Here is a 19,787-nt window from a genome sequence, read left to right on the forward strand (position 1 = left end):
TTAAAGCGGATAAGAAAGTAAGTATCCACCTACTTACTTTCTTATCCGCTTTTCTATTTTTAAAGAATATATAAAGTAAATTAAGATACCAATATTTTTACTTGGCATATTTTCAATCGCAATTTGAAACACCAACACGTTTTATCCTCACAGACTTCCGCACTTACTCAAATTATAAGTTAAAGGGATTATCCAACTTGTGGTTAATCCCTTTAACTATGTCTACATTTTCATATAATTTTCCGATGATCTGAATGTATTGTAAATAGAATAAAACCGATAGAGTGAAAATTTAGGATACTATCTTAATATTTTAGTATTATAAAATTTATAGATAGCGCTTACAATGGGACTGCAATTAATTAATAAGGGGGGAAGAAAATTGAATAAACTAAAAAGAAGTAGTTGTATTGTTCTTTTGCTAACAATAATATTAGTTGTTTCTGCTTGTTCTGGTAAAGGTCAAAAAAGTAGTTCAGAATCCAAAGGAGGAAATGGTGAAAAGATTGAGTTAACTTTTTGGAATTCTTGGACAGACCCATCTCCACAGAATGAAGCTAATACAAAGCAAATTGAAAAGTTCATGAAAGAAAATCCAGATATTGTTATCAAGCAAGAGAAAATTCCACACGATCAATTTAAGGTGAAAGTGAAAACACAGGCAGCAGGTAAACAACTTCCGGATTTAGTTCAGGTTTGGCCTGGAGCAGAGTTGAAACCGTTGGTAAGTGGTGGATTACTTCATAGTATTGATGAAATGATGGACCATTGGGATGAATTAATTCCAGAGGGACAGTTGGGTGATTATCAAATTGATGGTAAGCAATATGCCATACCGGCAAGTCTAACGCCGACAAGCCTTGTATACTATGACAAGGATATGCTCTCTGAAGCCGGATATGAAGAATTTCCTACAACATACGAAGAATTTAAAACCCTAATAGACAAGCTGAATGAACAAAAAATCATTCCGATTGCGCTTGGTAACAAGGCACAATGGTTATTGCAGTCCTCTTATATTAGTACAATTGGAGATCGCTTAACAGGTGATGACTTTTTGACCTCTGTATTAGATACGGGTGAAAAGAAATTTACGGATGAAAAGTTTATTGAGGCACTGTATGTGATTAAAGAGCTAGCTGATATGAAAGCATTCAATGAAGACTTTAACTCTATCGATAATACTCAACACAGGGATCTCTTCATGTTAGGTGATGCTGCAATGATGATTGACGGTGTATGGTCCCTAGGTCCGCTATTGGAAAATGCTCCTGATAAAAATATTGGTATTGCATTATTCCCAGAAGTGGAGGGCGGGCAAGGAGATCCAACCGCTGTTTCGGCTGTAACGGGAACAGGAATTGGTATGAATAGTGAATTAGAAGGAAAGAAGTTGGAGGCAGCGCAAAAATTCTTAAAAGGCTTTTATACAGAAGAATACTATGAGAATTTAATGAAGGCTGATCTCGTTGTTGTAGCTGATATTGAAGTGCCATCGGAGATAAGTCCAGCATTGAAGGAAGTAGCACAATTGACGTCTCAGAAAATCGTACCTGTTTATGATGCAGTATTACCTACAGATGTTACAGATATTATTAATTCCGGTTTACAAGAGTTAACAATTGGCACGATAACACCAGAACAATTAGCAGAAAAACTACAACAAGCAGTTGAGAAACAAAGGTAAGAATATGGCAGGGAATCAAGCGCTTTGTCTCTTGGTTTCCTCTCTTTATTTAGGAGGGATGTTATGCATCTATTAAGTCGAAATAAGTGGCCTATTATTATCGGATTAACACCAGCGCTCCTAATTTATGTAGTGTTTGCTATTATCCCGATATTTATTTCATTTTACTATTCTGTTATGGAATGGGATGGCTTTACAGAGATGAAGTTTATTGGACTAGCAAACTTTAAGGAAGCCTTGAATGACCCAATTTTTTGGAAATCTCTAAAAAACAATATGTTCGTCGTGGCAGCATCTGTACTAGGACAAGTACCTATAGCTCTCGGACTTGCCCTTCTATTAAATAGAAAACTAAAGGGCGGAAAAATTTTTCGAACACTTGGTTTTATGCCTGTTGTTATCTCAACCGTTATTATTTCATTGGTATGGGGAATGATGTATAACTCGCGAATGGGATTGTTTAATCAATTGCTTACATCTGTCGGTTTGGAAAATTGGAAACAAAATTGGTTAGGTGATCCAAAATGGGCAATGATTGCAGTCTGTATTACAATCATTTGGCAATTCGTTGGTTTATATTTAATTATCTTTTTAGCGGGACTACAAAATATTCCACAAGAAATTTATGAAGCAGCGGAAATAGATGGGGCATCTGGTTGGACCAAAACACTTTATATTACGCTTCCAATGATGAAAGATATCATTACGATAGCTGTTATTCTATGTATTAGTGGAAGCCTTCGCACCTTTGACCTCATTTATGTAATGACCTCTGGTGGTCCAGGGCATTCTACAGAAGTTTTGGCCATGTATATGTTTGAACAAACATTTTCTTCAACAAGATATGGATATGGTAGTGCTCTGTCGTTGTTTATCTTTTTCTTTAGTTTAGCTTTGATTTATCTATCGACCGCAATTCTTCAAAGAAAAACAAAAAAGTAGTGAAAGGGAGAGAGGCTGATGGAAAAAGTACTATTGAAACAACAGCATAACCCTCAACTTGGATTGAAAAAATACTCGAAAAAGACAATAATTTATGTCATCCTCATTATTTATGCTTTGATAAATGCTTATCCGATTTTGTGGATGATATTGAATTCGTTTAAGAATAGCTTGGAATTTGCAAAAAGTCCATTTGCGCTGCCAACAGAGTGGCTTATCGCAAATTATAAAACAGCCTGGGAAACAGCTCGATTAGATACGTATTTTTTAAATAGTATCATCGTCTCCGTTGCTGCTGTTATTATAACCGTTTTCATTGGAGCGCTTGCTTCCTACTTTTTAGCCAGATTTACATATAAATGGGGAAAACCTTTATATGCCTTTTTTGTTTTCGGTTTGCTCATTCCGATTCATGCTACTTTAGTGCCTATGTTTTTACTTATGAAAAACTTAAATTTATTAAATACACATATTGGATTAATTCTGCCATACATCGCATTTAATTTGCCGATTACTATTTTCATCCTTGTTAGTTTTATGCGGGCTTTTCCACAGGATATTGAGGAATCTGCAATAATGGACGGATGTGGTGTGTTTCGCATATTTTGGTCCATTATACTACCAATGACAATGCCCGCCATAGCGACTGTCGTTATCTTGAACTTTATTAACAATTGGAATGAATTTTCATTTGCATTAGTGTTAATCAATGATGATGCTTTAAAAACATTACCTTTAGGACTTGCTAATTTTGCGGGACAGTACACAACAAATTATGGTGCACAAATGGCTGGATTGACGCTTGCCATTATCCCAACAATTGTTATTTATATGCTATTGGAAGAATATCTTGTGAAAGGGATGACAGCGGGGGCGGTTAAAGGATAATCTGGAAGAACAGATCTCAGCGTAAAGAGGCGAGTGTCATGAAAAATATGCTGTTTTTTTCCAGGTGGAATCTACAATGGAAGTTTTTATTTCTCTTTTTGTTGCTCGTATTACTTCCGATGCTGGCTTTCAGTATTTTTATTTACAATCAAGCGAATAAAGCTGTCCAGGTCCAAGCAGTTAATAATGTAAAGAGCCATTTAGAAAAGATGAACCAAAATTTATTAACTGCGTTACAGGATATAGAAGATATTTCAGCCTATATGATATATAGCGAGGATATCCGTTCTTTTTTACAGTCATCTAATCCAGTAGATAGTAATTTATATAGCAAAAGAATAAACGGATTTGCTGTATTTCATCTTACATCCAAGCCATATCTGAATTCCATTTCACTCCAAAATTTTAGTGGAAGTCAAATGGATATCGGAACAAATCTTGGTGAAAATGATGAGAGTAAATGGAGAAATAAAGCAGAAATGCTTAAGGGAAAGATTTTTTGGAGTGATGCTTATTCCATTAAGGATCAATGGGGAAGAGAAAATAAAGTGATTACGCTATATCGTGTAATCAATGATTTGAATGACTTTACATCAGCACTTGGAATGGTGGCGATCCGACTTGATGCAGAAAAGTTGTATCGCAAAATGGAACCAGACTTTCAAAATATAGAGGAGATTTACGTTCTTAATCGTAATGGAGATGTCATACTTCACTCTAATCCGAAGTTAATTGGCCATCCGTATCCTAAAGATAGTATCGCCACAGCCATTCAAAAAGGTAAAGGTAGTTCTGTGTCTCTTGATTTTAAAGAAAATAAAGTCAATTATACTGCAGTTGCTGGTCCTATAGAAGGTACCAACATGGTCGTGCTCGGAATTGTGAATAAAGAAAATGTAGCTCAAGGTATTTCATCGATCCAAGAATCCATTCTTATCATGATGGTTGTATTAACTACTTTGGGTTTACTGGCGCTGCTAGGATTTTACCAATTTAATATAAAAAGGATTAAAATATTGGCTAATCAAACGAAACAAGTAGAAAAAGGGGATTTTACCGCAAAAGTCTCGGTAAAATCGGGAGATGAAATTGGTTTATTGGGTTTAAGATTCAATAAAATGGTGGAGCGTTTAAAGCATTTAGTAGAAAATGAATATCAAATGGAAATTAGAAATCGTGAATCCGAATTAAAGCTACTGCAAAGCCAAATCAATCCGCATTTTCTTTATAACACTTTAGACATGATCCGTTGGACAGCACGACTAGAAAGTGCGGGGGAAACAAGCAAATTAATTGAGCAACTTTCCAAGATGTTTCGTATTAGTTTAAACCGTGGCAAACCATGGATCACGCTGAAAGATGAACTAACATACAATCAAATCTACCTAGAGTTTCAAAAAAGAAGGCTCGGGGATAAGTTGAAATTCACTATATACTGTGACTATAGAGTGCTAGAAAGTTTTGTGTTGAAACAAATGATTCAGCCGCTAATTGAAAATAGCCTTCAGCATGGTTTTGAAAATAAGCGTATAGTACGGCATATATATATACGTAGCTATCTTGAACATGACATGCTAATTATTGATGTAATTGATAATGGGGAAGGCTTTAATACTAACCATTTTAATGATGCTATAAAGACAGGATTTGCCTTGCAAAATATTCACTCAAGGTTGCAAACGGCATTCGGGAAATCTGCAAACATCACAATAAAACAAATAAACTCTCCAGGAGCATGGATAAGAATAACACATCCATATACTGAATCTTTATTAGAAAATGATATGGAGGTCAAAGGAGTGAAATAAGTGATGTTTAAAGTATTGATCGTTGATGATGAGCAGATTATTTGTATGGGACTTAGGCAAACTGTTCCTTGGCAGAAAATAGGGGCGAAAGTAATTGGTGAAGCATATGACGGGGAAGAAGCGCTTGGAATGATTGAACGAATGGATATTGATTTAGTCATTTCTGATGTCAAAATGCCAATAATGGATGGGTTAGAATTGGCCGAGCACATTGAAGCGCGGCATCCCCATATAAGAATGATCATTATTAGTGGCTATGACGAATTTAATTATGCAAAGCGTGCACTTCAGTTTAAAGTAAGCGACTATTTACTGAAACCTGTAGATATTGATGAATTATTGGAAACTGTAAGGAAAGTTAAAATTGAAAAGAAGCAAGAAAAACAGAGGGAATGGCATTATTCTATGAACCAAGTTTTAATCACTTTAGCAATGGAGCAAGAACTAGAAAATAAAGAGTTCGACAAACGTTGTTTAAATAAAGGATACCGGCTTATTGGAAGTGAAATGGAGGATTACGCTGCAACGATTCTCCACTTACCTGACAAGGAAAAAAGTAAAATCAAAAAGCAATGGAATCTTCAGTTAGAAAAAGAATTACTAGCAAGAGGGATTCATGGAACTTCTGTTTTTATAAGTAAAAATCGCTTGATTACGTGTTGTAATCTAATTGAGAGTGATGCACAAACAATGTCTATATTAAACGAAATTGTTTTGGCTATTCATAAAAACTTGGGACATAAACTGAAATTTTGCTTTTCATCTTATTCAGCTTCAGCTAGAGAATTGCCTGATCAATACCAGTTATTAATAAAAAGTATGCGGGCACATCCATTTCAACAAGAAGCTGTATACAATACAGAAGAACTCGACTTAACTATAATGAAAAAGGAAATACCTGCATTTTTTGAACACCAATTTAAAAATATGGACAAGTTAGATGAAGACGATTTAATTCGGTTTACTAAAAGTCTGTTTCAATATTTTCAAGAGAATGCTTGGTATATCGAGGAAATTATAATATATTTAAAAACATTCGAAGAAAAGTTTTTTATAGAATTAAAAGATGTGGTGCAACTTCAAATGCTTCATCGAGTGAATGCAGATGTTTATAATTCATATAACCAAATGGAACTACTATTTTTAGCTGATCTCAGAGCATTTTTTACCTATAGAAACAAGCTTGACCAAGGAAGACAGCAATTGCTTGCTAAACAAGCGGTAACTTATATGAAAGAACATTTTTCAAGTGATTTAAAAGCTACAGAGGTAGCAGATGTAATAAATGTGTCAGCTAATTACTTTAGCCAATTAATTAAACAAGAAACAGGTCAGCACTTCAATGATTATTTACATTTTATTCGTATTAATCATGCAAAAACATTATTGCAAGAAACACCTTATCGTATTTTTGAAATTGCAGACATGGTGGGTTATAAAGATTATAAGTATTTTGTGCATATATTTAAGAAAACAACGAATATAACCCCGACTCAATATAGGAATATGGGAATGAAAAATGTCGTTATAAATGGGGAGTAATGGATATAACAAACACGGAATCTAGCTATTTTAATTATTTTGTGAAGTGATAAAAAATTCATACAATGTACTATTTAACTATTTGCTATAAATAGTATAGTATATTAGTAACCTAAGCAGCCAACCCTGCGTTATAGGGAAGGATGCTTTTCTTTATAAGAATGATCTTGTATGGAAAATATGAATGATTAGAGGAAGTAACTTTATGTCAAACAACCATTCTCGCTGGAAACTTAAATTGTTTTTGTTTTTTGGAAGTTCGATTAGCGCGCTCGTTGTTAGTTTTCTACCACTTTATTTTCAAAAAAAGGGTATAACAAATGCTCAAATAGGCATGTTTTTAGCACTTGGTACATTTGTAGGTTTGATCTCACAACCTACTTGGGGATATTTAAGTGACAAATTTAAAACTGTGAAAACAATCTTGATCATTTGTTTGCTAGGAGTCCTAATTGGAGTTATCTGGATATTCAAACTTGAATCGCTTATCTGGGTTTTCGTTGCGGGTTCATTCTTTTTCTTCTTTTTTTCAGCAATTAACCCATTGTCAGACAACCTATCTAAACGAATTGCTGATGAACAGAAGGTTTCCTTTGGATCCATTCGATCATGGGGATCTTTTGGCTTTGCTGTCATTTCCCTTGGAAGCGGTTTCTTATTTACTGCTATTAGTGTTGAATACCTTTCTATCCCAATGTTCCTCATCGCAATCATCGCTTTTATATTGGCGCTTGGACTGCAAGATGCAAAAACTGGAACGAAGAAAGTGAATTTAAAGGAAATAGGTCAGTTTTTTAAGGATCCAACATTATTAATGTTCTTTTTATTAGTGTCTTTCATTTCAATGACACATCGCACCAACGACAGCTTTGTCAGTTTGTATTTATTTAGCATCGGTGGCGATGAAATGTTAGTTGGCTGGCTTTGGTTTATCGGTGTATTAAGTGAAGCTATATTATTCTTTTTAAGCGCTATTTGGTTTAAGGCTGAACATCCAATCAAGTATATTATATTTGCCGGTTTTCTATATTTTATAAGATGGATGATGACTGCCTTCATCACGGATCCAGCAATTCTTCTTTCCATTCAAGTATTGCATGGTGTATGTTTTGCTATTCTCTTTTTGGGAGCTATCGAATATTTGTATAAAGTGGTTCCATCAGAAATGCAGGCTACCGGTCATATGGTGTTTATGGGAATTGCCTTTGGAATTACTGGTATCATTGGCTCATCTCTAGGTGGAATGATTTTTGATAGATTTAGTGGTACAGCACTTTATCTGTCAATGGCTGCATCAGCCCTTACCGGAATGATTGGATTTATTATATTTTACTATAAAGAGCGGAATAAAGAGGTTATAATGGCGATTGAGAAATCATAGTGATGTAGAGTGTGATTAGCACCAATCTTGTATATGGCGTTCCCACTCTCGTATAAAGCGATTCCATTCTTGTGAAGCAAGTTAACTCCGGTTTAGTATGATCTATGGTCGCTATATTTAAACGAAAGAGATAGTTCCCACTGCAAACATGCAATGGGAACCACTCCTCTATAAATCCTCTTTGATTTTATCAAGTAATACCCTACACCCCTCACTAACGAGGTCATATGTTTCTTGGAAATCTCCTGTGTAATAAGGATCTGGTACATCAGATTTATGATCAGTTAGATCTAATAAGCGAAAAATCTTTGGATGTTCTGGCTTACCGAGTATGTTATACATATTGTGAATATTGCTTTCGTCCATTCCGACAATATAATCAAATTTTTCAAAGTCCTCAGTAGTAAACTGTCGACCTACGAGCCCTTCTGCGCTGATCCCATATTCATTTAGTTTACTCAATGTCCCTTTATGTGGGGGAGAACCGATATGCCAATCTCCAGTTCCAGCAGAGTCAGTTGAAATTTGCTCATCTAGTGTATCTTTTTTCACCATATCTTTGAATATTGCTTCAGCCATTGGTGATCGGCATATATTGCCAAGACAGACAAACAGTACATTAATCATCATTTAAAACCTCCACATTTATATTCAATTGATGTAACGCTTCGTTCCAATGTATTACCATCTCTTTTGAAAAAACAAATGACCAAGGCTGTGAACAATGCGGATTAATAATAAGGTTGGGTTTGAATCTGCCTTCAGCTATTAAAGTATCATCAGAGTTAGTAACTTTTATATAAGCTTGATTGATGTGTAAAGAATCCGGATACCCATTATTAAGTAAAACGGTGACAACGAATCCCCCATTATCTTTATAATTTGAGATCACTGCTTTAGTTGTTAATTGGTTTTCAGTGAATGGAAGAGCGGACACGATACGAGTGAATTTTTCCTTTTGATCATCAGCCATCGTTTTTTCCCAAACAGACTGGAATTGTATTCGATATGTATTCATGATCCACCACCTTTAAGTGAGGACCATTAGGCATGGCCCTACGTTTTATCTTCTTATTCATCTTACCTCTTTTTTGGTTGGTTTGAAAGGCAGGCATGAATAATCTCTCCTGTCGGCTGTATGATATCCTTTATGTTTTGATAGCAAACTTATATCAATTGTAGCAAGTGAAATCGATAGTATAATAGATTCTTACTTTAAGAGGAATCTAATTTATGGCAATTTAAGCGTCCAAAAACAGCTAAAATGAAGTAAGATATAGAGGACAAATGAAAAAAAACTGAGGTATAAATATGAATAAAAAAAACTTATGGCTAACAGCTGCGATTGTATGGTGTGTAGCCATTTTTCTTGCATCGGCTTCACCTTCCGCCACTGGTGGCAATACAGAAATGCTCATCCAGCGATTTTTTCAACTTACGGACAGTCAAGCAGCATTTTTTAACGTAGCCTTTCGAAAATTTGTTCATCTAAGTGCATTTGGGCTTCTGGCTATATTAATTTTCAATGGAATTGGTCAGAAAAGGCCTTGGCTAGCGTGGCTATTAACAACGATATACGCCGCTACAGATGAAATCCACCAGGCTTTTCTGCCAGAAAGAACTGGGTCGGTGATGGATGTTGGACTAGATTCAATTGGTGCACTGCTGGCAGTATGTGGGATGATGTACCTAAAGAAAAAACGGCTTCAACATTTGAAAAGAAGCTAAACTAGGTTAAAATGTGGTATAGATACAGCGTGGAAAGGATGATGATAGAAATGAAACAACCATTATTTTTAGAACCAGTTTTTCAAGAAAGAATTTGGGGTGGTACTGCTTTAAAAGAGAAATTTGGCTATGACATTCCATCTGATCTTACAGGTGAATGCTGGGCGATTTCTGCCCATCCAAATGGACCATCAATTGTAAAAAATGGTGAGTTTGCTGGTAAAACATTAATCGAACTGTGGACAGAACAGAAAAAATTATTTGGAGACCATGATACAGAAGTATTCCCTCTTTTAACAAAGATTTTGGATGCGAATACAGATTTATCTGTTCAAGTTCACCCAAATGATGAGTATGCAAAACTTCATGAAAATGGAGAATTAGGAAAAACGGAATGCTGGTATATTATTGATTGTGAAGACGGTGCTGAAATCATTTTCGGTCATAACGCACATACGAAAGCAGAATTTGTAGAGATGATTGAGAAAGGTGAATGGAATCATTTGCTACGAAAAGTGAAAATTAAACCAGGTGACTTTTTCTACGTACCTAGCGGGACGATCCATGCACTTGGTGAAGGAACTGTCGTGCTCGAAACACAACAAAGCTCTGACACGACATATCGTCTATATGATTATGATCGTGTTGGTCAAGATGGCAAATTGCGTGAACTACATATTGATAAATCAATCGAAGTTTCTACGATTCCACATCGTGATGCAGTAGCAACACCTGAACAAAGTACAATCCCAGGCGCTAGCATTACAAAATTTGTAGAAGCCGAATATTTCACTGTTTATAAATGGGACATTGATGGTAAAGCACAATTTGAATTTAAACCATTCGTACTAGCGAGCGTCATTGATGGACAAGGAACATTAACTATCGATAGTGAAACATATTCAATCAAAAAGGGAGATCATTTTATCATCCCAGCAAATGCGGGTACTTTTGAGGTAGAAGGAAAAGCGAAGCTGATTGTATCACATGTTTAATGGTAGTAAGTATGGAACAAATCGGGCGCGATGGTTAGTAAACATCGAAAAAAATTATTCGATCTCACCGTTTTATGAAAACTTGCCGAGTAAAATAATGGATTTTATTCACTTAAGCAGTTAAATGCTAGGCCAGTCATTACGCTAATTAATAATATTAGAAATCCAAATAAAAGTTAATTACAACTAGTAAAACCCCAGCCACAATGTGACGGCTCATATTTTACTACTCACGGCCGGTAAATCAGCTTCAACGCGATATTTACATAAAGTTTTTCGGAAAATAGAGCGAAATCATTACTTTATGTAAAAAAATATGGATTCGAAAAAGTTGACTCATAAGCGGGTCAACTTTTTCAGTTTTGTTGAAGTGGTGCAATTAACGTGGAAGTGATGCAATTAATACCAAAAGTCGTGCAATTAACGCAGAATAAGAGCAATTAACCATTGAAGTTGAGCAATCAATATTCGAACCCCTCTTGTCAATAAATATAAGTATTAATTAATTACCATTCATTTGTTTAAACGAGAGCTATATCCAATATGTTTCATTTAAAAACATCAAACCAAGGCTCTCACAAAGATCCCTGATACATGTTCATAGATCTCATCAAATTGTTCAATAGGGAGAGGGTTTTGGCCAAGGCCAAGTTCGAGAGTGAAGCCAGGCTTACGGAACTGCTGAATAAACCAATCTTTATAACCTGCGTAACTATCAACATAACGGACAGATTTATAGCCACTCACCATCGCGAAATCGTTTGCAAGTATTTCTGATTCTGGTGGTTCTAATCCTTCGTATCCCCAATAAATTTCTTTACCTTGTGTGTGTAAGGCGAGCAGTCTTTCAAAACCAGTTTGCTCGGCCAATGCCGCCATTGCTTTTGATTCGGGTTCCGATAACGGACTATACCCCGGAAAGTCACGTGGTCCGGGTTCTTTTGGTTTACGTTCTTTTTCAAATTCCCAATTTGCGGGGAACTGTTTATTTAAATCGACGCCTCGAATATTCGCTTTCCATCCAGAAAAGTCGGTATTCCCTTTATTCAATTTGACCACTTCTGCTTTTACCGATGCCGGTGGTCCGTTCAATACAAGATTCACTCCGTCTGGATTTACCATTGGGACGGCAGACAGCTGAGAGCGCAAATATAAAGTGAGGGCAGATATTCCTTTTATTGTTTGCCCATTTGTTAATGCGAGTAAATATTCATTTAAAAATTTCATAAGAATGGGTGTGGTGATCCACTCATTTGCATGAAAGGAAGCATTTATATTTACTTTTCTACTACTTTTTCCAACTCTGACTTGGTCAAGTGGCAATTGAAGTACACTTTTACCTACTTCATTGCTCTTAATAAATGGATAAATGGTTCGCAGTGTTTCTAAATCTTTACTCATTATGTTAAAATCATAAGCCCTATTGCCATTCACAATAGGCTTTGTCACTCTCTCAGGTAAGCGAAGAATGGTGCCAATTTTCAAATGTGTTGGATTGGCATCCTGGTTTAACAGCATCAAAGCATCGATATCCACGTTTCGGGCACGCGCCAGTTTCCAGTACGTATCGCCGTTTCGAACGGTGTATTTGCTCGTTGTAAAGCCAGGTATTTTAACGAATTTTCCTAATGGAAGTGCATTCGGATCAATTTCAGGATTTGAATCAATAAGTAAGACAAGCGGAATATAAAGCAACTTGCTATAATGCCAAAGCGTATCGCCGGCTCGAACACGTACGTCCATATGCATTCCCCCTCAAACAAAAATCGTCATCAGTTTAGATGTATGTGAGAAAAGGAAAGTCATGACAATTAGTTTTCTAAAAAGACATCTGCTAAAATCAAAGAAGCTGCACCAGTTGCTGTACTGTACGAACCTTTAGTGGAACAAGAAATATCTGTAGTTTTTGCTTGTTCCGTTAATCCTCTTTTCGTTATAGCTTCTTTAATATGTTGCAAAATAAAATCACTCGCACCAGATACACCACCACCAATAATAATTTTCTCTGGATTAAACATATGAATTAAGTTGGTAAGTCCGATGCCAATGTATTCTCCTGTTTTCGCTAAAACCTCAATCGCTAATGCATCTCCAGCGACCGCTGCCTCATACACTGTTTTTCCTTCAATCACTTTATTTTCTAATATACTTTTGTTTCCTTGAAAGAGTGCATGTTTCGCTTCCTCAGCAATCGAAGGGCCAGAAACGAGTGTCTGCCAACAGCCTATATTTCCACAAGAACAAAGTTTTCCTGAAAGATCTACAGTCATGTGACCTATTTCTCCGGCCAAGTCATGTTCGCCATGGAATAACTTTCCGTTTAGAATAATTCCAGCTCCCACACCATGACCAAGATTTACTGTCACCATATTCTCGTTATGCTCTCCATTTCCATACCAATACTCTCCAAAGGCCATTGCTCTTACATCATTATCTACCTTTATTGGAACATCAAAAGCCTTCTCAAGTTCAGATTTCAAATGTACATCTTTCAAATGGAGCATTGGTGCATACAAAGCTATACCGCGCTCAACATCGACGGCCCCATGCATGCCAATCCCGATGCCAATTATTTCTTTGTCTTCATGATCTGAAACAAGTTTAGTAACTAGCTTTTTTATGAAAATAATAAGTTTTTCGTTCGTGATTGATTCTGTGATGGGTAAATGATTATGTTCTATAAGTTTGCCAGTTAAGTTCGTCAAAATCCCACGTATGGATGTTGGACCAATATCTAAACCAATTACATGAAAACGATCAGTATTTATAATGAGCATCGTCGGTTTGCGACCCCCGAGTGATGCCCCAATTTCACTTTCTATAATTAATTCTGAACTCAGTAAATCACTCACGATTTTACTGACAGTGGGAGGAGTCAGCTTTGTATCCCTAGCAATTTCAGCTCTAGAAATTGGACCGTCGATGCGGATTTTATTTAGAACAATAGAACGGTTCAATGATTTCATCCATTGAAAACTACCTTTTTTCATAAAAACTCCACCTCTTTGTAGAAAATGATTGCAAATACATTGAATATATAATAACATAAAAAGTAAATTAAATTAATTAACAAAGTTATTTCATGCTATAAAATATAAATAGGTAGGTGACTATATTGGAAAATTTACAAGAATTAAAAGCAAAGTTCGTAGAAATATTTGGTGGAGAAGGAGAGCAACGCTGTTTTTTCGCACCAGGACGTGTTAATTTGATCGGGGAACATACTGATTATAACGGGGGACATGTGTTTCCATGTGCACTTGATGTCGGAACGACAGCAGTGGCAAGGAAAAGAATAGATCGTAAGCTAAGACTTTATTCGATGAACTTTCCAGAGAAAGGAATCATTGAAGTAAGTTTAGATTCGTTAATATATAGTGAAGAAGACGATTGGGCCAATTATCCTAAAGGGGTAGCAGCAACGCTTCAGAAAAATAATATTAACCTAGAATTTGGATTGGATGTACTATTCTTCGGTAATATTCCAAATGGTGCAGGTTTGTCTTCGTCAGCGTCTATTGAAATGGTAACCGCTGTCATGTTAAATGACATATTTAATCTTCGTCAAGATATGGTAGAGCTTGTAAAAATGGGGCAGCAAGCGGAGAATGAATTTGTTGGTGTGAATTGTGGAATTATGGACCAGTTTGCTATTGGTATGGGAAAAGAAGAGCATGCTATTTTGCTAGACTGCCAAACGCTAGATTATCAATATAGTCCATTTCGACTTAAAGATCACACCCTTGTGATTGCGAATACGAATAAACGACGTGGGCTTGCCGATTCTAAGTATAATGAACGCCGAGAGCAATGTGACCGTGCATTGGAACAGTTACAAGGCGAGCTAAAGATTGATTCATTAGGTGAATTATCGATAGAGCAGTATGAAGCGAATAAACATCTTATTCAAGATGATACAGATCGTAAACGTGCAAAGCATGCTGTTTATGAAAATCAACGTACATTGGCAGCTGTAGAAAAATTGAATGCAGGAGATATTGAGGCATTTGGTAAACTAATGAATGAATCGCATATTTCATTAAGGGATGATTATGCGGTGACAGGAACAGAGCTAGATGCGCTAGTTGAAGCAGCTTGGGATGCTGGTGCTGTTGGTGCCCGCATGACAGGTGCAGGTTTTGGTGGTTGCACGATTAACCTTGTTCATAAAGAAGCTTCTAACAGTTTTATTGAAAAGGTAGGCGAACAATACGAAGCAGCCACAGGAATCAAAGCTGACTTTTACATTGTGAAAATTGGTAGTGGCGCACAGGAAATTTAATTTAATATGGCAAGAAACGCTCACTTATATAGTGGGGAAATGAATGCAATCTAAAGATTCCCCCCTGCTAAATGAAGTGAAAGCCTCTAACGGATGTCGCAGATTTTGAATCGGGTAAACTGGATTCAAAATCTGGACGCAATAACGCCAAGGTTTAGTCGATTAGATGCTTTGAAAAATAGATGGAAGCGGAGGAATCATGAATGACAATTTTAGTTTGTGGTGGAGCTGGATATATTGGTAGTCATGCTGTTGCAGAATTGATTGGACGTGGAGAAGAAGTTGTTGTCGTCGATAATTTGCAAACGGGGCATGCAGCTGCATTGACGGAAGGAACCAAATTTTACGAGGGTGATCTACGTAATGAATCTTTTCTTGATCTTGTTTTTACAGAAAATGAGATTGATGCAGTCATGCACTTTGCTGCAGATTCACTTGTTGGTGTAAGTGTAAAAGAGCCATTGCAGTATTATGATAATAATGTTGGTGGAGCTATTTCATTACTAAAAGCAATGCAAAAGCATGATGTGAAAAATATTGTATTCTCATCTACCGCTGCAACGTATGGGGAGCCGAAGGAAAGTCCAATTGCTGAAACTGCGGAAACATCACCTACAAATCCATATGGTGAAACAAAGCTTGCGATTGAAAAGATGTTGAAATGGAGTGAACAAGCATATGGAATTAATTATGTTGTTCTTCGTTATTTCAATGTCGCTGGGGCACATCCAAATGGCGTGATTGGAGAGGATCACAACCCAGAAACACATTTAATCCCAATCATTTTAGAAGCTGCATTAGGTAAACGGGATCAAATTTCAATTTTCGGTAATGATTATGATACACCAGACGGTACATGTATTAGAGATTATATTCATGTGATTGACTTGGTTGAGGCACATATTTTAGCTATTGAAAAATTGCGTAAATCCGGAACGAGTGCTACGTATAATTTGGGCAATGGTAATGGCTATAGTGTCAACGAAGTACTTGCGGCTGCTAGAGAAGTAACAGGTAAGGAAATTCCTGCTGTCATCGCTCCGCGTCGTGGTGGTGATCCTGCGAGACTTGTTGCCTCATCAGAAAAAGCAAAGCAAGAACTGGGCTGGAAGCCGCAATATGAATCATTAGAATCAATGATCGATAGTGCATGGGCTTGGTTCCAGAAACATCCTAATGGCTATAAGCAGTAAGAGATGAAGGAGGATATCCATGTCAATATATGAATCTTTAGAACAGCTTGTTCAGTATGGATTAAATAAGGGGTTAATTGAAAAATGGGACGTTGATTTTGTCCGAAACGATTTGCTAGCAACATTAGGTCTTGAAGAGTGGAAATCAACTGAAATAATAGAAGTAGATGATGAATCACCTGTTCATATTTTAGAAGAAATTTTAGATTGGGCTGCTGAGAATGGAAAATTGCCGCATAATACGATCACATATCGTGACATGCTCGATACCAAAATAATGGCAGCATTTATTGCTCGCCCATCTACGGTGATCAGTACATTTAATGATCTATATCACTCAGAAGGACCGGAAGCTGCTACAAATTACTTTTACAACTTATCACAAGACTCCAATTATATTAGAACAGATAGGGTTGCGAAAAATGAGCATTGGTATGCGGAGACACCATATGGTGATCTGGAAATTACGATCAATTTATCGAAACCAGAGAAGGATCCAGTAGCAATTGCAGCTGAAAAGGATAAAGTGAAGATCGCTTATCCAGACTGTTTATTATGTAAGGAAAATGTCGGGTATGCTGGGAGGGTTGATCATCCCTCGAGACAAAATCACCGCATCATTCCTGTTACATTGAATGAGGAACAATGGTATCTCCAATTTTCACCATATGTGTATTATAATGAGCATGCGATTGTGTTTTCTGGAGAGCATGAACCGATGAGAATATCAAAATTAGGCTTTCAACGACTACTTGATTTCGTCGATCAGTATCCACATTATTTTGTTGGATCGAATGCAGATTTACCAATTGTTGGTGGATCTATCCTTAGCCATGACCATTTCCAAGGTGGAAACCATGCTTTTCCAATGGCGAAAGCTAAATTGGATTCGACCTTTACAATTAAAGGGTATGAAGAGATAGATGCAGGGATTGTACATTGGCCAATGTCGGTCATACGTCTACGAGGAAAAGATCGCCATCAAATTGCCGAGCTTGCAGACTATGTAACCAACGCATGGAAGAATTACAGTGATCCTGAAGCAGATATCCACGCATTTAGTGGCGCCGAGCCACATAATACAGTAACACCAATCGTCCGACGTTCGGGAGAATATTTTGAGTTTGATATTGTTTTACGCAATAACCGAACTAATGAGGAGCATCCAATGGGGATATTCCATCCACATGAGGAAGTCCATCATATTAAAAAAGAAAACATTGGCTTAATTGAAGTAATGGGGCTTGCGGTTTTACCAGGTAGACTAAAAGAAGAACTGCAAAAAGTGGGAACTTATTTACTTGAGGCAGATTATGAACAGCAGCTAATTGCTGACGAACTCACGAATAAGCATGCGGTTTGGGCGCTAGGAATTAAAGAAAGACATAGTGATATAAATGAAGAAAATGTACATGAAATCATTAGGAATGAAGTAGGTCGCGTTTTTTCTACTGTTCTTGAACACGCCGGAGTGTACAAACGGACACCAGAAGGGCAGCAAGCCTTTCAAAGATTCATTGATTCCATTTAAGAAAGCAGTTCTCCAACGCAATGATGCGATGGAGAACTGCTTTACTTTATCATCCACGAATTAGCCTAATATCATCAACAACGTCAAGACTTTTCATGTTAATTAGCTCAAACGCTCTATTTTAGTTAAGGTATTATCCATTATCCTCCAATGTTTTCTTGAGAAAGTGCTCGACTGAAAACGCGGAGACGCCTAATGCCGTGGAAGGAGTAAATGGGCTAGAAAATTGAATACTAACCTCGCCTTGTAGAGAAGCCATTGCATGCTTTTTAACATAATCCTGTACAGGTCTTTCTATCCACTTTTTAGCCCCAGATAGAATATTGCCGACGATAATTTTCTTTGGATTAAGAGCATGAACAATACTGACAATCCCCATACCAAGATGAGCAGCAATATCATCTAGAAGAGAAATTGCTTTACTGTCAGATGCCTCTGCTTTTTCGGTCACTTGAATCACACAGTCTTCTTCTCCTTCAATTAAATTTAATTCTAAGGCCCTTTTTATTAAAAATTGTTCAGAAGCGTATAACTCCCAGCAACCGATATTTCCGCAACGGCATCTATCTCCATTCATATTCATCGTCATATGGCCGAATTCTCCGGAGAATCCATAAGAACCCTTGTACAATTGCCCGTTGAAAATGATACCGGTTCCGATTCCCGTTCCGGCACTGATATAGACTAGATCATTTACATCTTTTGCTAGTCCAAACATCTTTTCTCCGTAAGCGCCCGCATTTGCTTCGTTCTCAATGATAACTGGAATATTAAAATCGGATTCGATTTCTTTTTTAAACGAAGAATTTTTCCAACCAAGGTTTGGTGCAAGTAATACGTCATTATTTTCATCAACAATGCCGGGAGCCCCTATGCCAATTCCTACGATCCCATAGGGGGTGGAAGGTGCTTCGGAGATTAAATGGGAGATGTTAGCTTTTACATGATCTAAAGTTTGTTCGATGGATGATGAAGTATAGGATTGCTGCTTTTGATTTAAAATATTACCCTGAAGATCCGTTATAATGCCACGAATATAATTTACGCCAAGATCAATACCAATGGCAGAACCAGCACTTTGATTAAAGGTGAGCATGACTGGGCGCCTGCCACCACTAGATTCACCAGGACCTGTCTCTAAAATTAATTGTTCTTTAATTAATTCCGCAACTAATGAGGAAACAGTCCCTTTATTTAATCCCGATTGTTGAGCAATATCCGCACGCGAAATCGGTGATTTCGTTTTAACTAGCTGAAGCACAATCGACTTGTTTTCTTTTTTTATTAACTGTTGATTCCACGTTGAAATTTTCATTGGATTCTCCTTTGAGCTTTAAACGTTAATTTACTCAACCTTGGCAGTTGAATTTTAATTGCAATCTCTTAAGCTAGGATAGCTTAAGAGATTGCGATTAAAATTATATACTAAACTTGCTTTTAGTTGAATGCCTTGTATGTAAAAAAGACACCTTGTCCCTTGGTATAAAAATGGCGATGAACCAATTACACAAACAGAAAGGTGTCACCAGTATGTTATCTGAAAATGCTTCCTTTTTCCACTTGTGGAGCTCGAGTTTTTTTACTTCCCTTAATTAAGCCGCGGATTCATTGTTAGGGTCACCATTCTCTTAACAATGAAAGTTTTCAATTCCATTGTATATCCGTTTACCAATATTACTTTTCAAATCGATTCGACCTTCTCTTGTTACTTAAACTATACACTAAAAATCTCTTAGGCATCAAAAGATATAGAGTATAATGTAACGTTTGCATGATTGGAACAAAACATAATGTGGGAAAGTAAAAACCA

Annotated in this window: 16 protein-coding genes; 11 read left to right on the forward strand and 5 right to left on the reverse strand. The window is 36.8% G+C overall.

Annotated features, from left to right (window positions below; translation table 11 throughout):
- Positions 1-382 precede the first annotated feature (382 nt).
- From BLE01S_RS10595 to BLE01S_RS10620, 6 genes are all read left to right on the forward strand, one after another.
- A complete protein-coding gene (locus tag BLE01S_RS10595) occupies positions 383-1,687 on the forward strand; it encodes an extracellular solute-binding protein (protein WP_066141347.1) in 1,305 nt (434 codons plus the stop codon).
- 63 nt (positions 1,688-1,750) lie between these two features.
- Complete coding sequence (locus tag BLE01S_RS10600; RefSeq protein ID WP_066141350.1) at positions 1,751-2,629, forward strand: carbohydrate ABC transporter permease; 879 nt, start codon at positions 1,751-1,753, stop codon at positions 2,627-2,629.
- Between the two features lie 18 nt (positions 2,630-2,647).
- Positions 2,648-3,517 carry a carbohydrate ABC transporter permease gene (locus BLE01S_RS10605; protein WP_066141353.1) on the forward strand — a complete coding sequence of 290 codons (870 nt, stop codon included), beginning with the start codon at positions 2,648-2,650 and terminating at the stop codon, positions 3,515-3,517.
- A gap of 38 nt (positions 3,518-3,555) precedes the next feature.
- Positions 3,556-5,325 (forward strand): sensor histidine kinase, encoded by a 1,770-nt coding sequence (locus tag BLE01S_RS10610; RefSeq protein ID WP_066141356.1) that lies wholly within the window; start codon positions 3,556-3,558, stop codon positions 5,323-5,325.
- 3 nt (positions 5,326-5,328) lie between these two features.
- The gene (locus BLE01S_RS10615; RefSeq protein ID WP_231955958.1) at positions 5,329-6,867 is read left to right on the forward strand and encodes a response regulator transcription factor; all 1,539 of its coding nucleotides are present in this window, start codon (positions 5,329-5,331) and stop codon (positions 6,865-6,867) included.
- Between the two features lie 205 nt (positions 6,868-7,072).
- Positions 7,073-8,248, forward strand: coding sequence for an MFS transporter (locus BLE01S_RS10620; RefSeq protein ID WP_066141363.1), 1,176 nt, complete (start codon positions 7,073-7,075; stop codon positions 8,246-8,248).
- Positions 8,249-8,416: 168 nt separating this feature from the next.
- On the opposite strand, the gene BLE01S_RS10625 is transcribed toward BLE01S_RS10620, so the two are convergent.
- A complete protein-coding gene (locus BLE01S_RS10625; protein WP_066142224.1) occupies positions 8,417-8,875 on the reverse strand; it encodes a low molecular weight protein-tyrosine-phosphatase in 459 nt (152 codons plus the stop codon).
- Positions 8,868-9,266 (reverse strand): SLAP domain-containing protein, encoded by a 399-nt coding sequence (locus BLE01S_RS10630; RefSeq protein ID WP_066141366.1) that lies wholly within the window; start codon positions 9,264-9,266, stop codon positions 8,868-8,870. The genes BLE01S_RS10625 and BLE01S_RS10630 overlap by 8 nt, the downstream gene beginning before the upstream one ends.
- 293 nt (positions 9,267-9,559) lie before the next feature.
- Between BLE01S_RS10630 and BLE01S_RS10635 the strand changes: the two genes are divergently transcribed.
- Positions 9,560-9,976, forward strand: coding sequence for a VanZ family protein (locus BLE01S_RS10635; RefSeq protein ID WP_066141369.1), 417 nt, complete (start codon positions 9,560-9,562; stop codon positions 9,974-9,976).
- Between the two features lie 50 nt (positions 9,977-10,026).
- Complete coding sequence (gene manA / locus BLE01S_RS10640) at positions 10,027-10,971, forward strand: mannose-6-phosphate isomerase, class I (RefSeq protein ID WP_066141372.1); 945 nt, start codon at positions 10,027-10,029, stop codon at positions 10,969-10,971.
- Between the two features lie 561 nt (positions 10,972-11,532).
- Here manA and BLE01S_RS10645 read toward each other — a convergent pair.
- Complete coding sequence (locus tag BLE01S_RS10645) at positions 11,533-12,714, reverse strand: M14 family metallopeptidase (protein WP_066141374.1); 1,182 nt, start codon at positions 12,712-12,714, stop codon at positions 11,533-11,535.
- Positions 12,715-12,782: 68 nt separating this feature from the next.
- Positions 12,783-13,961, reverse strand: a complete 1,179-nt coding sequence (locus BLE01S_RS10650) for an ROK family transcriptional regulator (protein ID WP_066141377.1) — start codon at positions 13,959-13,961, stop codon at positions 12,783-12,785.
- A gap of 125 nt (positions 13,962-14,086) precedes the next feature.
- Between BLE01S_RS10650 and BLE01S_RS10655 the strand changes: the two genes are divergently transcribed.
- From BLE01S_RS10655 to galT, 3 genes are all read left to right on the forward strand, one after another.
- Positions 14,087-15,253 carry a galactokinase gene (locus BLE01S_RS10655; RefSeq protein WP_066141379.1) on the forward strand — a complete coding sequence of 389 codons (1,167 nt, stop codon included), beginning with the start codon at positions 14,087-14,089 and terminating at the stop codon, positions 15,251-15,253.
- A 203-nt stretch (positions 15,254-15,456) separates the two neighbouring features.
- Complete coding sequence (gene galE / locus BLE01S_RS10660; protein WP_066141386.1) at positions 15,457-16,446, forward strand: UDP-glucose 4-epimerase GalE; 990 nt, start codon at positions 15,457-15,459, stop codon at positions 16,444-16,446.
- A 19-nt stretch (positions 16,447-16,465) separates the two neighbouring features.
- Complete coding sequence (galT, locus tag BLE01S_RS10665) at positions 16,466-17,977, forward strand: UDP-glucose--hexose-1-phosphate uridylyltransferase (RefSeq protein WP_066141388.1); 1,512 nt, start codon at positions 16,466-16,468, stop codon at positions 17,975-17,977.
- Between the two features lie 133 nt (positions 17,978-18,110).
- Here the strand turns inward: galT and BLE01S_RS10670 are convergent, their stop codons facing one another.
- Positions 18,111-19,292, reverse strand: coding sequence for an ROK family transcriptional regulator (locus BLE01S_RS10670; RefSeq protein ID WP_066141390.1), 1,182 nt, complete (start codon positions 19,290-19,292; stop codon positions 18,111-18,113).
- Between the last annotated feature and the right edge of the window lie 495 nt (positions 19,293-19,787).

It is taken from the genome of Lederbergia lenta NBRC 16444, from assembly GCF_001591545.1.
Taxonomy (GTDB): domain Bacteria; phylum Bacillota; class Bacilli; order Bacillales; family Bacillaceae_C; genus Lederbergia; species Lederbergia lenta.